This window comes from Pandoraea sp., assembly GCF_004297875.1.
In the GTDB taxonomy this organism is placed as follows: domain Bacteria; phylum Pseudomonadota; class Gammaproteobacteria; order Burkholderiales; family Burkholderiaceae; genus Pandoraea.
In genome coordinates this window covers 1-14,010 of the sequence record NZ_SCSK01000005.1, presented here as the reverse complement: position 1 = coordinate 14,010, position 14,010 = coordinate 1, and the positions used below count along the sequence as shown (strand labels likewise).

Sequence of the window (14,010 nt, the reverse complement as noted above, 5' to 3'; positions counted from 1 at the left end):
AGTTCTCCAAATTGTCGCGGTGAGAGCGACCCGGCTCAGCGTTGGCCGGCGCGCGCCGGAGTGGGCCGTAGCGCGTACTCGTCGTGGCGACGCCACCAGACGCCGGTCTCGTTGCGACCGAGGGGAGCCCGGTCGAGCCACTGGTACATGCCCCACAGGCCGTCAAGGCCTCGCGCGTAGGTGGAGTAGGTGTGATAGATCACGCCGCTCTCGCGCACGAAGGAACTCATGCCGGGCCGGTCGCGCACATAGGTGGCCGCGTCGGTGCCGCAGGTGGCAGCCATATCGGCGACGATTTGCGGCGGTGCCGATTCGTCCATCGCGTGACCGCCGCGGCGATAGTTGTATTCGATCAGTCCCTCGCGCTGCTGTGCCTCGGTGAATGAGACGTTGAAGTCGAAGTTGAATTCGCCGTTGTGTGCCGAGGCCCACGGAAAATGCCAGCCCATGCGCTCCCGGTAGGCCAGCAGTTTCTCCAGCGGCGCGCGCGACACTGCCGCGAGCGTGACGTCATGCTGGGCGAGATGGCTGACAAAGCCGTTGAAGCCGTCGGCAATTGCCGAGCACGACGGGCAGCCGGCCTGATAGTCGGGGCCGAACATGAAGTGATAGACCAGCAGTTGCGAGCGGCCCTCGAACAGGTCGGCCAGCGTGGCGCTGCCGTGTTCGGTGTCGAACCGGTAGGTCTTGTCGACCTTGACCCAGGGCAGCGCCTGACGGCGCCGCGCCAGTTCGTCGCTGCGCCGGGTGAAGTCTTTTTCCGCCTCGAGCAGTTCGAGCCGGGCGGACAGCCATGCCTCGCGCGTGGCGGTGGGGTGATTCGTCGTCATGCTTGCCTCCGTTGGGTTTGCCGCGCCGGCATGCATCGCGTGCAAGCTGAACCGCGGCGGGGATGTTGTGGCCGAGGGCCTGTTTGCGCCAATTGCCAGCTTGCTTTTGGCGTGAACAGGTCCTAGATTAGCCGCGGGTATCCGACGACGGGAGTGACAAGTGTGGCGGGATTTCGATGGACTCGATAATTACGGCGGCGGCCCGCGCGCTGGCTGCGGGTGATCCGCTCGGCGCGCTCAATCGTGTGGCCTTGCGCGACGACGCGCCGGCGCTGGCGCTGCGCGGCATCGCGATGGCCCAGCTCGGCGATTGGGCGCGCGCCAAGGCCCTGCTGCGCCAGGCGGCGCGCGCGTTCGGCCACCGGGAGGCAGTAGCTCGCGCGCGCTGCGTGGTCGCCGAGGCGGAGATTGCGCTGGTCTCGCGCGACCTGGCCTGGCCGACCAGGACGCTCGAGGCCGCCCGGGCGACGCTCGAAGCGCACGGCGATTTCGTCAATGCGGCCCACGCCGGCTATCTCGAAGTGCGGCGTCTGGTGCTGATTGGCCGGCTCGGCGAGGCGGAGCAGCGGCTGGCCGCACTGGTGCCCGCACCGCTGCCGGCCGCGTTGCGCGCCGCGCATGAATTGATCGTCGCCGGCCTGGCGATGCGGCGTCTGCAAACGCAAGCGGCCCGGGCGGCGCTGGACGAGGCGGCACGGGCCGCTCGCGAGGCTGGCATTCCGGCGCTGATGGCCGAGGTCGACGGCGCCTGTCAGGTGATGGACGCACCGGCCGCGCGCCTGATCGCGCACGGCCGGAGCACATCGTTGCTGCTCGACGAAGTCGAGGCATTGCTGCATTCGCATGCGCTGGTGATCGACGCGTGCCGCTACGCGGTGCGCAGCGCCGGCACGGTGGTGTCGCTGGCACGGCGACCGGTGTTGTTCACGCTGGCCCGCGTGCTGGCCGAGGCATGGCCGACCGATGTGCCGCGCGATGCGCTGATCGCCCGCGCATTTCGCGGCAAGCATGCGGACGACTCGTACCGCGCGCGATTGCGCGTCGAAATCGGACGCCTGCGCGTGGCGTTGCGTCCATTGGCGGGCATTGGCGCGACCGCACGCGGCTTCGCGCTGATGCCGCACGACGGGCGCGAGGCGGTGGTGCTGGCGCGGCCGGTCGACGATGCGCATGCGGCCATGCTGGCGTTTTTGTCCGACGGCGAGGCATGGTCGAGCTCGGCCCTGGCGCTGGCGCTGGGTGCGAGCCAGCGCACCGTGCAGCGCGCGCTCGATGCGCTGGCCGCCGCCGGCAAGGTGCAGCCGTGTGGCCAGGGGCGGGCGCGCCGCTGGATGATGCCGCCATTGCCGGGATTCGCGACGACCTTGTTACTCCCGGCTGCGCTGCCGGGTGACTAGAATCGAAGCGTGAATCACAACACAACGCGAAAACCGGAGCGAACAACATGACAAAGACGAATCGATCGGCCGCCGAAATCATCGACGAAATGGGGCCCTTTGCGGATATCGACGCCGTGCATGGGGTGAGTTACGACGGCCGGCACGTGTGGTTCGCGGCCGGCGATTCGCTCAAGGCGGTGGACCCGGCCAGCGGCAGGATACTGCGCTCGATCGATGCGGCAGCGCACGCCGGCACGGCGTTCGACGGCCGGCATTTGTTCCAGGTAGCCGAGAGCCGCATCCACAAGATCGACCCCGACACGGGCGAGGTGCTCGGGTGGATTCCCACGCCCGAGGGCGGCGCGGCGGGGCTGGCCTGGGCCGAAGGTACGCTGTGGGTGGGGCAGTACCGGGCGCGCAAGATCCATCAGGTCGATCCGGAAACCGGGGCAATTCTGCGCACGATCGAGACCAACCGTTTCGTCACTGGAGTGACCTGGGTCGACGCCGAACTCTGGCATGGCACCTGGGAGGACGAGCAGAGCGAGCTGCGGCGTATCGATCCGCATACCGGAGAGGTGCTCGAGTCGCTGGAGATGCCGCCCGGCACCATTGTCGCAGGGCTCGAATCCGACGGCGGCGAGCGTTTCTTCTGCGGCGGCGGCAGCAGCAAAAAAGTGCGCGTCGTGCGCCGCCCCCGGTACGCGGGCCAGACAGCGGCCGGCCCTACCGGCAAGTAAGCCGCGCCTTCGACCCGCCGGTTGGATTCACGCGGTGCCCGCGCCGGCGCCTGGCATCGCCGCATTGAAGCGCGCCAGGAACTGCCGCGTAGCGGCCTGTTGCGGCGCGTCGATCACCTGAGCCGGCGGGCCGGCTTCGACCACCACGCCGTCGCGCATGAAGATCACGCTGTCGGCCACTTCCCGCGCGAAGGCGATTTCATGCGTGACCAGCAGCATGGTCATGCCTTCGTCGGCCAGTTGCCGGATGACGTTGAGCACTTCGCCGACCAGTTCCGGGTCGAGCGCCGAGGTCGCCTCGTCGAACAGCATGACCTGCGGCTGCATTGCCAATGCGCGAGCGATCGCCACGCGCTGCTTTTGTCCGCCGGAGAGCTTGTCGGGGTAGGCATCGGCGCGCTCGGCCAGCCCCACGCGGGTAAGCAGCGTCATGGCTTTTTCGTGGGCGATGTCCTTGGCCATCTTGCGTACCGTGACCATGCCTTCCATCACGTTGCGCACCACGCTCATGTGCGGGAACAGGTTGAAATGCTGGAACACCATCCCGGTGTTGGCGCGGAATGCCGCCAGCTTGCGGTCGCTCGGAATGTGCGAGGCGGTGCCGTCGAAGGTGATGGCGTGGTCGCCGACGCGGATACGCCCGCCGTCGGGCTGGGTGAGCAGATTAATGCAGCGCAGCAGCGTCGACTTGCCGGAGCCGGAGGGGCCGATGATGGCCACCACGCCGCCTTTTGCCACGCGCAGCGAAATGTCGCGCAGCACCACGTTCTGGCCGAAGCGCTTGCTGAGGTTGTCGATTTCGATCATGTCGTCGGCCATGCTCAGCTCCTGTCCTGTTGCGCGAGCCGGGTTTCGAGCCGCTTGGAGAAAATGGTGGCCGGAAACAGCACGATGAAATAGCCGATCGCGACGATCGTGTAGCACTCCAGTGGGCGGTACAGCTCGTGCGCGGCGCTTTGTCCCTGGTAGAGCAGGTCGGGAATGGCCAGCACCGAGAGCAGCGAGGTGTTCTTGAGCTGCATGATCGACTGGCTCATGAGCGGCGGGATCATGCGCTTGAAGGCTTGCGGCAGCACAATGCGGCGCATGATCTGCGGCTTGGTCATACCGATCGCCTGGCCGGCCTCGGTCTGGCCCAGATCGATCGACACGACCCCGGCGCGGAAGATTTCGGCATAGAAGGCGCCGCCGTAGAGCGCCAGCGCCAGCACCGAGGCCGTGGCCGGCGAGATCTGGATGCCGCTGAGCACGGGCAGCGCGTAGTAGAACCAAATGAGCTGCACCAGCACGGGCGTGCAGCGAAACAGTTCAACGTAGGCACGCGCCGGGCCCGAGATCAGCACGCTTTTCGACAAGCGGGCCAGGCCCGCCGCGAGGCCGACGATCAAGCCGAGCGCCACGCACGCTACGGTAAACATCAAGGTATAAAGCAAACCGTTGAGCAACAAATGCCGGTATGGCCAGAGCGCCCCGAAATCCCAGTGATACACATCGACTCCTGTTGCCCGGGCGCTGCGATGCGCGCCCTGTTAATATCTGCGGCAAAACGCCACCCCTGGATCAAGATGCGGCCGCTCGGAATTCTGTTGCTCGATACTCGTTTTCCCCGACCTGTGGGCGATCTCGGCAACCCCGCGACGTTCGCATACCCGACGGTGCTAAAGCGTATCCCAAATGCGTCGCCCGCGCGAGTCATTCACGACCGGGCCGCCGGCCTGGTGGGCGCATTCTGCGAGGGCGCCCGCGAACTCGAGCTCCAGGGCTGTGCGGCGCTCGTCACCAGCTGCGGCTTCATGGTGCTGCATCAGCAGCGCCTTGCCTCGGCTGTGTCGATTCCGGTGGCGACATCGTCGCTGTTGCTGATTCCGCTGCTCAAGGCGCTTTTCCCAACCGAAAGGAAAATTGGTGTGCTGACCGCTTCGGCAGGGGCGCTCTCGGCGGCGCATCTGGCTGCCGCGGGCGCGCCGGCCGACACGCCGGTGGGTGGCGTACGGGGCGATGGAGAATTTGCCCGGGTGATCGTCGGCAACCAGCCCGAGGGCGACTTCGCGCGCATCGGCGACGAAGTAGTGGCGGCGGCGCAAGCCTTGAAGGGCGCGCATGCCGATCTCGGTGCGCTGGTGCTCGAGTGCACCAATATGCGTCCGTATCTTGAGGCGATTCGCCGCGCCTGCGGCGTACCGGTGTTCGACTTGCTGGATCTGGCGGATCTGTTGATGCGCCGGCCGGCCGGGGAGGCCGGCGGCGCTGTATGAGGATGTGCGGCGTTACAACTGCACTTCTTTCGGGAAGTTGCTGGGATCGATACCGACCAGCTTCTGCATGTTTTCCAGGATGATTTTCTTGGTGGCGCCGCTCTGATGCATTTTCGCCAGCCAGGCGTCGAGATAGCTCAGGAAGGCCGTGTCGGCTTCCTTCTGCACGCCGACGCACACCGGCGAGCCCTGCACCGGCGTCGGGATCACCAGATGGCCGAGGCCAGGCGACTTGGCCAGCACCGTCACGCCGAGCAGGGCCACCAGCACCTGCGCATCGACCCGTCCGGTTTGCAGCGCCAGGGTGGCGTCGCCCGAGGTGTCGAAGCGCTGGATGCTCGCCTTGCTCAGGTTCTGCGTGGCGAATGCGTCCTGGTTGGAACCGACGTCCACGGCCAGCTTGACCTTGGGGTTGTCGACTTCGGCCCAGGTTTTCGGGTCGAAGCCCTTGCGCGCGACGATCGTGAAAGTGTTCTGGAAGATCGGCGTGGAAAATCCGACCATCTTCTTGCGCTGCTCGGTCGGGGCCATGCCGAACATGCAGTCGATCTTGTTCGATTGCAGATCGAGCACGGCATTGCCCCAGGTGGTCTCCACCAGTTGCAATTTCACGCCCATCGATTGCGCCAGTTGCGCTGCCAGATCGGGGCCGAAGCCTTGCCATTGCCCGGTGGCCACCGACTTCTGGAAGTACGGCGGGGCCCCGGCGACCACTCCGGTTCTCAACGTCTTGGTGCGCTTGATGCGCGCCATGGCCGACTCGGACCCCTGTGCGTGCGACGTTGCCAAGGGCAGCATGGCCCCCAGTCCGGCCGCGCCCAAGCCCGCTACAAAGCGCCTGCGTGATGGCATTTCAGACTCCCGAAAGTAATTGAACAAGTGATATTGCGCACCGGCACCGCGCCGCGCAGCCTGTCCCGGCTCGGCAGATTATAGCTGTCACATGCCTTTAACAGAGCAGGAAAAACAGGGCGGACAACCGGGTGCTGGCAACCTGATGCCCATCGCCCTGGTGGGGGGCGCATGGCTGCCTGGAAGGCCACGGGCACCGGCCAGGCGGCCCGCACCGAGCGCAGAGAACCCCGCCAGCAAAAAACCGGGTCGGCCGGCACTACCCGCTGGGTTAATGGTGTGCCAGGCCTGATGCCTCTATGCCGACGACGGGTACCACAGGGCTGCCCGGCGCGATGGCGGCGTCTCCATAGCCCGACTGGCGCGCTTTCCCGGGGGGGGGGGCGGATCATGGTGCGGGCCGGCACGTCTGACGATGGCACGCTCGCGCGAGCAATCCAATGCCGGCACGTGGCACCTCGATGCGATAATCCCGACATTCAGGCCCCCACGGCGAGTCGGCCACCGCCCCATGCCAGACACCTCGTTTCGCAAATCGATGCGCTTGCTGGGTACCCGGCGTTTCGGCACATTCTGGTTCGCCAGCCTGCTGTCGAACATCGGCACCTGGGCGCAGCAGGTAGCACAGCCCTGGCTACTGCTGAGCCTGGGAGCGTCGCCATTCTTGCTCGGGCTCGACGCGTTTGCGATGGGCGCGCCGGCCTGGCTGCTCACGCTGGTCGGCGGCGTGCTGGCCGACCGCTACGATCGCCGCCGAATCATTATGTCGTTCCAGTCGTTCCAAATGCTTTGTCCACTGCTGGTGGTCGTGCTGCTGCTCCTGGGCGTCGTGCGGCCATGGATGGTGATCACGCTGTCGCTGGTGATCGGCGTGACGGATGCGTTGTCGATGCCGTCATTCCAGTCGATCGTGCCGTCGATCGTCACGCACGAACAGATCCCCACCGGCATCGCATTGAATTCGACGCAGTTCAATCTTTCCCGCATGCTCGGGCCGGCCATTGCTGGCATCCTGATGGCCGGTGTCGGCGCGCTCGGCGCTTATGCGGTCAATACCGCGTCATACGTGCCGTTCATTCTTGTGGCGCTGTGGATTTTGCCGCGAGGGGGCAGTGCGTCGCCGGACTACCGCCCGGCCGAGCGCGGACTGCTGTTTGCCGGCGCGCGCGAGACACTGCGCGCGCCCGCCTTGCGCGGTGCCCTGTTGACGGTGTTTGCCACCAATTTGCTCTGTGCGCCGTTGGTCACGTTTTGCCCAGTGCTGGTCAAGGATGTGTTTCAGGGCAGCATTGCGCATTTCAGTTTGGCCGTCGGTGCTTTTGGCGCGGGTGGACTGCTTGGCGCCCTGGCGCTGCTGGCAGTCGACCCAAAGCGCGACCGACGGCCGATCAGTTCGTGGCTGGCAGTGGCCTATGGCGTCGTCGTCGTGCTGGCTGCGCTCAATCGCATGCCGTGGGCCTTGGCGCCGCTGTTCGTGCTGGCCGGCATGGCGATGACCGCGAGCAACGCGTCGGCCAATACGCTGCTGCAGGCTGCCGCCCCGACACGCGTTCGTGGCCAGACGGTGAGCCTGTATATGCTCGCCATGCGCGGGGGCGTATCGCTCGGCGGGCTTCTCACGGGGATCTCGGTGGGTTGGCTGGGCGTGCGCGAAGCACTCCTTGTCAACGGCCTTTTGGCAGTCGGCGCGCACTTAGCCATCGGCCGGGCTTGGCGGCACGTGACGCTGCCGACGGACCGGTGAGCGCCGGAGGTTCGCGGTTAGCTCAGCGGGACGCACAGGTATTGGCGAAATCCAATTCGATCGGATACTCGCCTGCGTTGCCGACCGGCCATCCACCGTGCGCTGAATTCCTTGTTTGGCGGTTCGATCACACCAGCCGAATGGTCGTGCCGTCACGCGCTATCAGGCCTTCCTGCTCGAGCTGGGCGAGCGTGCGGTAAAGCGTTTCGTGGGCCAGGCCGAGTCCGTGCGCCCATTGCATCAGTGTGCCGGGAGCGGTGAATCTGCGCTGCGCGTCGCTCTCTAGCCGCAGGCAATGCAACACGCGCTGGCGGGGTGTGCGCAGTATCAGCCGTTCCTCGCGGGCGCGGCTGCGCATCAATTGCGTGGACAGCAGGCGCACCCAGTCCAGCGCGAAAGATGCGTCGCTTTGCAGACAGGCCAGTACGGTGGACGCGGGCAGCATCAGCACCTGGGTGTCCTGCAGGCAAACGGCGTCGCAGTGGTAACTAGTTGCGAAAAGGCTGGCTTCGGCCAGGAAATCGCCTGGGTTGGCGGTCTGAAGTGTCAGGGACGTGCCATCGGCCTCGTCGCGCCGCAACGCGATGCGGCCGGCACGAACCTGGTAGACCGCCTGTACAGGCTGCGCCCGGCGAAAGACGCAGGCGCCTGCCTGGTAGCCGCGCGCCGATGCGGCCGCCTGCAGTGCCGCGGGCCAGGTCGAGGGCAAGCCTGCCGGCGCAAGCTCGCCCGTGGCGCCCGGTGGCGCCTTAGTCGGGTTTGGCGGGCGCGGCGGGCGCATGGGAATGCAGGGCGGCCATGCCACCCATGTCATGCATGCCTGACATGTCCATGGTGGAACCGGCCATCGCATCGTGGCCGTGGTCGGTCAACTGGGCGTCGAACCATTGGTGCACCGCGTGGACCAGGCGCGGCTGCGCGCTGCGATAAACGATTTCTCCGCCGTTGGGCACATCGCGGTAATGCACTTGCAGTGCGCCGGGCTTGGCCGCGCGCAAGGTCGCCAGCCCAGGCATGGCCATGCCGTGAATCTGCGCGGGGGCGGAGAAGTTGCCTTGGGCGAATTGCTTGGCGATCAGCGCCAGATGCTGGCGAATCAGCGTTGTTTGCCGCTGGTCGGGCCGTTTTGTCACGACTTGCTGAATGCCGCCGTGCGCAGTTTTGGTAAAGATATGGGTGGTTGCGCTAAGGGCGAAAGGCATGACCTCGGCGCCACGCTGGGCGACCTCCTTTTGCCGGCTGGATTCGCCGGCGATGGCGTGGCTGCCCAGGGCTCCGGTGACGATCGCCGCGCATAGCCATGCGGTGCAAGGGCGGATCATGGGTGTCTCCGATGATTGATGTGACGGAAGTCTAGCAGCGCGGGCGACGGCTCGGTATGACTGCAATCATAGGCCGGAAATGCAGTCAACAGTACGGCGTTGCGACCATGCGCTAGATCATCTCCCACGCGCGAGGCGCTACTCGGCGGCTCACCAATGGTTTAATATGCATCTAAAGTGCATATTAATGTCGGGAGTGCAAGATGATGAAGATCAGCGAACCCACGGCCGATCGGGTTGCACCGGGCGCGATGGGCATACCGGTGTTGCGGCTGGGCTTTCGGCCGTTTTATCTGGGCGGAACCCTTTTTTCGTTGGTGGCCATCGGCATGTGGGTCCTGGCGCTGCATGGCATTGCCGTGGCAGGACATGCGCCGCAGATCCAGGGAATAATCTGGCACGCTCACGAGATGGTGTTTGGCTTCGTGGCCGCCATCGTGGTGGGTTTTTTGCTTACCGCGGTGCGCGCCTGGACCGATATGGAAACGCCGCGGGGCGCGCCATTGGCCGCACTCTGGCTGCTGTGGGCGGCGGGCCGCGTGCTGGTGTGGACGGGGCCCGAGCCGGTGGCGGCAGTCGTCGATAGCGCTTTCTTGCCGATCGTCGCGCTGGTGTTGCTGCGCGTGCTGATTCATGCGCGCAATCGGCACAATATCTTCCTGCCCGTGGCGCTGGCGCTGTTTGGTTTGCTGAACGTGCTGTTTCATTGGTGGGTGTGGTCGGGCCGCGCCGACCTGGCGCTGCGCGCGGCGTATGCCGCAGTCGGCCTGGCCGTGATGTTCGTCTCGGTGATCGCCGGCCGGGTGTTGCCGATGTTCACGCAGAATGCGATTCCCGGCTTTGTCGTGAAGCGTTGGAAAATGATCGAGGCGCTAGCGATGCCGGTGATTATTTTGGCTGTGCTGGCAGATACCGTGGGCGCGCCAGCGCCGCTGATCGCGGCCCTGGCCGCAGGCGCCGCGGTGGTGCATGCGGCGCGCATTGTCGGGTGGCGCTCGTGGCGTGTCGGCGCGCGGCCGATCCTGTGGATTCTGCACGTGGCCTACGCCTGGATCGCGGTCGGCTTTGCGATGCTGGCGCTCTCGGCGATGGGCCTGGCGGCCCACTCGCTGGCCCTGCATGCGCTGGCGGTGGGGGCCATTGGCTGCGCCATCGTCGCCATGGTGACGCGCACTGCGCTGGGCCACACCGGTCACCGGCTGGTGGCCGGCCGCGCCGAAATCGCCGCGTACTGGCTGATGATCGCGGCCGCGCTGCTGCGTGTCTTCGGGCCATGGCTGGTGGCCCGTGCGAGCCTGATGTGGATCGACGCGGCGGCAGCATGCTGGTGCGTTGCCTGGGGGCTGTATTTGATCAAATACGTGCCTTATCTCACGTCGCCGCGGGCCGACGGCAAGGCGGGCTGACACGCGCCGCGGCACGATGCGCAAGGCATCGGCCGCGCGCCGCGCTTATTCGATGCGCAGGGGCAGGCTGGCAAAGCCGGCGCCCGGATAGACTTCGGCGACCGGCGGGTTGCCCGGCACCAGGGAAATACGGCGGGTGTGCGCCAGGAGCGCCTGCATTATCGCGCGCAATTCCAGCCGCGCCAGCGGCGCGCCGGGGCAGGCATGAATGCCGGCGCCATACAGCAGGTTACGGGCGGCATTTTGCGCGGGACGGCATTCATCCGGCGTGCCGAACACAGCTTCGTCGCGGTTGGCCGAGGCCCACATGATCGTAATGCGTTGGCCGGCCGGAATGTGACGGCCGCCGATTTCCACCGGCCTGGTCGTTACCCGGCGGTTGGTGATCAGCGGGGCGTGGATCCGCAGGATTTCGTCGATGGTGTCCGGCAACAGCGCCGGCTCGGCGCGCAGGTCTTGCTGCAGCGACGGGTGCTCCGCGAGATAATGCGCGAGAATGCCGACGCATGCGGCAATCGTGCCCAGTTCTCCGACAGTCCAATTGCGCACAATGCTGACAATCTCCTCGTCCTGCAGCGGCCTTTGATCGATCTGCGCGCGCAGCAGGCTGGTGGTGATATCGTCCGGCGCCGCGGCGCCGCGGCGCCCGCCGCGCGACGTTGTGTCAGCAGCGCCTTGATGTATCCATCGAACTCGAGCGCGACGCGCTCCATCTCTGCTTTGTCGGCCCCCAAGGTAGCTGCGCGGTTTTTGCGAATCCATTCGAGCAGCGGCGTGCGCCAGGCGGGCGGCCAGCCCAGAAATGCGCATTGGATCTGCAACGCGAATTCGCGCGCGAAGCGGCTCATGAATTCGATCTCGCCGTCGCGGGGCAGCTGCGCTGCCAACTCCTGCGCAATGTCCCGGCAAGCCGGCTCGAAGGCCTGCATGCGTTGGGTGCTGAAGTAGGGGTCGAGCAACTGCCGGTAACGCGTGTGCTGCGGCGGATCCATGCCATTGGGAATGGAGAGGTAGGTGGAGGCCGCATTGCTGAATGTTTGCGGATCCTCGAGCACTCGCATGACGTCCGCATGCCGGAACAGCGACCAGTGCAGATAGTCGCTGCGGGCGACCGGGCAGCGGCGGCGCATTTCGTCATAGGCGGCCGTCTGATTTTTCAGGACGCCATCAGATCTGGGATCCCAATCATTTTCTGGTTTATCTTCCATGTCGTTTCTCGCGTTGTCGATACGCATGCTGTCATGCCTTTTTACTTATAGCGAATCGACCGGCAGTCTCGCTTGACCGTTGTCAAGCAGCGGGCTAAACACACTGACGCGAACGTCGACCGCGCGGTGCGCCGCATGATGGCCTTGCCGTGTGGCGCGGCTTGTCGCCCTGCGGCAACGCGCATGCGTTGTTGAAACATCGGAAATTCGAATAAATCTCATCTAATATAACGATTTTTGTTATTCATGGAATACCCCTAGACTTGGCGCATCACTTATCGGATCGTTTGCCATGTCTTCATCATCTTCCACGTTGTCGCTCGCGCCCGAAGGGCGCCAGAATTTCTGGGCCGGCCTGGTGCTGGTCACCGTGATTGCGTTTCTCGCGCTGGTGGCCGGGCGTGCTTTGCCGCTGATCGGCGGCCCGGTATTCGGCATCCTGATCGGCATCATCGTCCGTAATGTCTTCGCGCCCGGCGTGGCTTACGAGGCCGGTATTCGCTTTGCCGCGAAGTATGTGCTGCAATGGTCGATCGTCGCGCTGGGCGCGGGTCTGAGCCTGTCGCAAGTCGCTCACACCGGGCTCGATTCGCTCGCTGTGACGAGCGTGACGGTCACTGCCGCCGCGCTGGCAGCCTGGAGCCTGGGGCGTCTGCTCGGCGTGAGCGGGCGGCTCAAACTGCTGATCGGCGTGGGCACGGCCATTTGTGGCGGCTCGGCAATCGCGGCGGTCACGCCGATCGTCAAGCCCGACGACCATGAAACGGCCTTCGCGATTTCCACCATTTTCCTGTTCAATGTGGCCGCGGTGCTGTTGTTCCCGCTGCTCGGACATTGGTTGCATTTGTCCGACACAGGTTTTGGTATGTGGGCCGGCACGGCGATCAACGACACCTCGTCGGTGGTTGCGGCCGGCTACAGTTATAGCAAAGCGGCCGGCGATTTCGCCACCATCGTCAAACTCACCCGCGCCACGCTGATCATCCCCATCTGCCTGGTGCTGGCGCTGGTGGTTGCCTACCGTGAAAAGAAGCACGGCGCGGGCGACTTCCGCCTGGCACGCATCTTCCCGTGGTTCATCCTGTGGTTTCTGGTGGCCTCCGGGCTGCGCACGTCCGGCGTGATACCGGCCGGGTGGCTGCCGTGGATTCATCAAGCCGCCGAATTCCTCATCATCGTCGCGCTTGCCGCCATTGGGCTGTCGTCGAACTTGCGCCGCATGGCCGGCACCGGCGTGCGGCCGATCCTGCTGGGCCTGGGCGTATGGGGAGCCGTCTCGCTGAGCAGCCTGGCGGTGCAGGTGGCGATGGGGCAGTTGTAAGGCGCGGTCGGCAAGGGCGCTGGCGGAGGCTATCATTGGGGCTGCGCCCGCTCCGGGCCGGCCAGGTGCCGGGGTGGGGTTCTGTTACCGCTCTTGCGAGATCACGATTTGTCCATGACGCCTGAATCCGATACCGCCGTCCCGCGCTCCGCCGTTCGTTGCCTGACCCTCCTGGAGGGCCGCGTGCTCGGGGTGCTAAGCGAGAAGCAGCATACCGTGCCGGACACTTATCCGCTTTCGCTCAATGCGCTGGCCGCCGGCTGCAACCAGAAGACCGCGCGCTCGCCGGTGATGAATGTGAGCGAGGCCGAGATCCTGACGGCCATCGATGGACTGAAGCGCCTGAGCCTGGTGTTCGAGGGCAGCAGCAGCCGGGTGCCGCGCTTCGAGCACAATCTGGGCCGCGTGCTCGGTATCCCGAGCCAGGCCACCGCGCTGCTGACGGTTCTGTTGCTGCGCGGCCCGCAAACTGCTGCCGAGCTGCGCCTGAATTCGGCCCGGCTGCACAACTTTGCCGATATTTCCTCGGTCGAGGCCTTTCTGGACGAATTGGCCGCGCACGAGCCACCCTATGCGGTGAAGTTGCCGCGCACGCCCGGCGAGCGCGAGAGCCGCTGGATGCATTTGTTGTGCGGCCCTGTCAGCATGGCTGAAGAAGTGCCGCAAGCCTACGGCGGCGGGGAGAGCGGTGCATCCCTGGTCTCGCCGGCCGAGTTCGAGGCGCTCAAGGCCGAGCAATTGCGCCTGGCCGGCGAAGTCAGCCGGCTGCAGGCGCAGGTTGCCCGGCTGGCGGGCGAACTCGGCATTGCGTTGCTATCTCCCGGCGACGATACCTAGCAGGCTGTTGAATTTGGGTCCCGTGTAAACGGGGTTTGAGGGACGGGCGTTATGGATATCGTGTTCATGATTTTTGGTAGCGGATGCGATGCGCGGAATGGATGAGATGCAGGAAC

General features: G+C 65.6%; 15 protein-coding genes. 8 read left to right on the top strand and 7 right to left on the bottom strand.

Features of this window, described 5'->3' with window-relative positions:
• Positions 1 to 35 precede the first annotated feature (35 nt).
• Entirely contained in the window at positions 36 to 830 is a 795-nt protein-coding gene (locus EPN80_RS01970) for a DUF899 domain-containing protein (protein ID WP_293023034.1), read from the bottom strand.
• A 176-nt stretch (positions 831 to 1,006) separates the two neighbouring features.
• On the opposite strand from EPN80_RS01970, the gene EPN80_RS01965 reads away from it, so the two are divergent.
• Together EPN80_RS01965 and EPN80_RS01960 are read left to right on the top strand one after the other, a co-directional pair.
• Positions 1,007 to 2,227, top strand: coding sequence for a helix-turn-helix domain-containing protein (locus tag EPN80_RS01965; protein ID WP_293023031.1), 1,221 nt, complete (start codon positions 1,007 to 1,009; stop codon positions 2,225 to 2,227).
• Between the two features lie 47 nt (positions 2,228 to 2,274).
• Positions 2,275 to 2,949 (top strand): PQQ-binding-like beta-propeller repeat protein, encoded by a 675-nt coding sequence (locus EPN80_RS01960; protein WP_293023029.1) that lies wholly within the window; start codon positions 2,275 to 2,277, stop codon positions 2,947 to 2,949.
• 27 nt (positions 2,950 to 2,976) lie between these two features.
• On the opposite strand, the gene EPN80_RS01955 is transcribed toward EPN80_RS01960, so the two are convergent.
• Both EPN80_RS01955 and EPN80_RS01950 read right to left on the bottom strand, forming a co-directional pair.
• The gene (locus tag EPN80_RS01955) at positions 2,977 to 3,756 is read right to left on the bottom strand and encodes an amino acid ABC transporter ATP-binding protein (RefSeq protein WP_293023179.1); all 780 of its coding nucleotides are present in this window, start codon (positions 3,754 to 3,756) and stop codon (positions 2,977 to 2,979) included.
• 14 nt (positions 3,757 to 3,770) lie between these two features.
• Positions 3,771 to 4,439 (bottom strand): amino acid ABC transporter permease, encoded by a 669-nt coding sequence (locus EPN80_RS01950; protein WP_293023026.1) that lies wholly within the window; start codon positions 4,437 to 4,439, stop codon positions 3,771 to 3,773.
• A gap of 75 nt (positions 4,440 to 4,514) precedes the next feature.
• Here EPN80_RS01950 and EPN80_RS01945 point away from each other — a divergent pair, with 75 nt between their 5' ends.
• A complete protein-coding gene (locus EPN80_RS01945) occupies positions 4,515 to 5,204 on the top strand; it encodes an aspartate/glutamate racemase family protein (RefSeq protein WP_293023023.1) in 690 nt (229 codons plus the stop codon).
• Between the two features lie 12 nt (positions 5,205 to 5,216).
• On the opposite strand, the gene EPN80_RS01940 is transcribed toward EPN80_RS01945, so the two are convergent.
• Positions 5,217 to 6,056, bottom strand: a complete 840-nt coding sequence (locus EPN80_RS01940) for a transporter substrate-binding domain-containing protein (protein WP_293023020.1) — start codon at positions 6,054 to 6,056, stop codon at positions 5,217 to 5,219.
• 511 nt (positions 6,057 to 6,567) lie between these two features.
• Here EPN80_RS01940 and EPN80_RS01935 point away from each other — a divergent pair.
• Positions 6,568 to 7,800 carry an MFS transporter gene (locus EPN80_RS01935; protein ID WP_293023017.1) on the top strand — a complete coding sequence of 411 codons (1,233 nt, stop codon included), beginning with the start codon at positions 6,568 to 6,570 and terminating at the stop codon, positions 7,798 to 7,800.
• Between the two features lie 127 nt (positions 7,801 to 7,927).
• Here EPN80_RS01935 and EPN80_RS01930 read toward each other — a convergent pair whose 3' ends face one another.
• Together EPN80_RS01930 and EPN80_RS01925 are read right to left on the bottom strand one after the other, a co-directional pair.
• Positions 7,928 to 8,509, bottom strand: coding sequence for a Crp/Fnr family transcriptional regulator (locus EPN80_RS01930; protein WP_293023014.1), 582 nt, complete (start codon positions 8,507 to 8,509; stop codon positions 7,928 to 7,930).
• A 40-nt stretch (positions 8,510 to 8,549) separates the two neighbouring features.
• Positions 8,550 to 9,122 (bottom strand): aspartate carbamoyltransferase, encoded by a 573-nt coding sequence (locus tag EPN80_RS01925; protein ID WP_293023011.1) that lies wholly within the window; start codon positions 9,120 to 9,122, stop codon positions 8,550 to 8,552.
• 203 nt (positions 9,123 to 9,325) lie between these two features.
• On the opposite strand from EPN80_RS01925, the gene EPN80_RS01920 reads away from it, so the two are divergent.
• Positions 9,326 to 10,528, top strand: a complete 1,203-nt coding sequence (locus EPN80_RS01920; RefSeq protein WP_293023009.1) for an NnrS family protein — start codon at positions 9,326 to 9,328, stop codon at positions 10,526 to 10,528.
• Between the two features lie 45 nt (positions 10,529 to 10,573).
• Here EPN80_RS01920 and EPN80_RS01915 read toward each other — a convergent pair whose 3' ends face one another.
• On the bottom strand, positions 10,574 to 11,290 hold the full coding sequence (locus tag EPN80_RS01915) for a cytochrome P450 (RefSeq protein ID WP_293023177.1): 717 nt from the start codon (positions 11,288 to 11,290) through the stop codon (positions 10,574 to 10,576).
• A 47-nt stretch (positions 11,291 to 11,337) separates the two neighbouring features.
• Between EPN80_RS01915 and EPN80_RS01910 the strand changes: the two genes are divergently transcribed.
• From EPN80_RS01910 to EPN80_RS01900, 3 genes are all read left to right on the top strand, one after another.
• On the top strand, positions 11,338 to 11,787 hold the full coding sequence (locus tag EPN80_RS01910; protein ID WP_293023007.1) for a hypothetical protein: 450 nt from the start codon (positions 11,338 to 11,340) through the stop codon (positions 11,785 to 11,787).
• A 241-nt stretch (positions 11,788 to 12,028) separates the two neighbouring features.
• A complete protein-coding gene (locus EPN80_RS01905; RefSeq protein WP_293023004.1) occupies positions 12,029 to 13,057 on the top strand; it encodes a YeiH family protein in 1,029 nt (342 codons plus the stop codon).
• A 114-nt stretch (positions 13,058 to 13,171) separates the two neighbouring features.
• A complete protein-coding gene (locus EPN80_RS01900; RefSeq protein ID WP_293023002.1) occupies positions 13,172 to 13,894 on the top strand; it encodes a YceH family protein in 723 nt (240 codons plus the stop codon).
• The last annotated feature ends 116 nt before the right edge of the window (positions 13,895 to 14,010 follow it).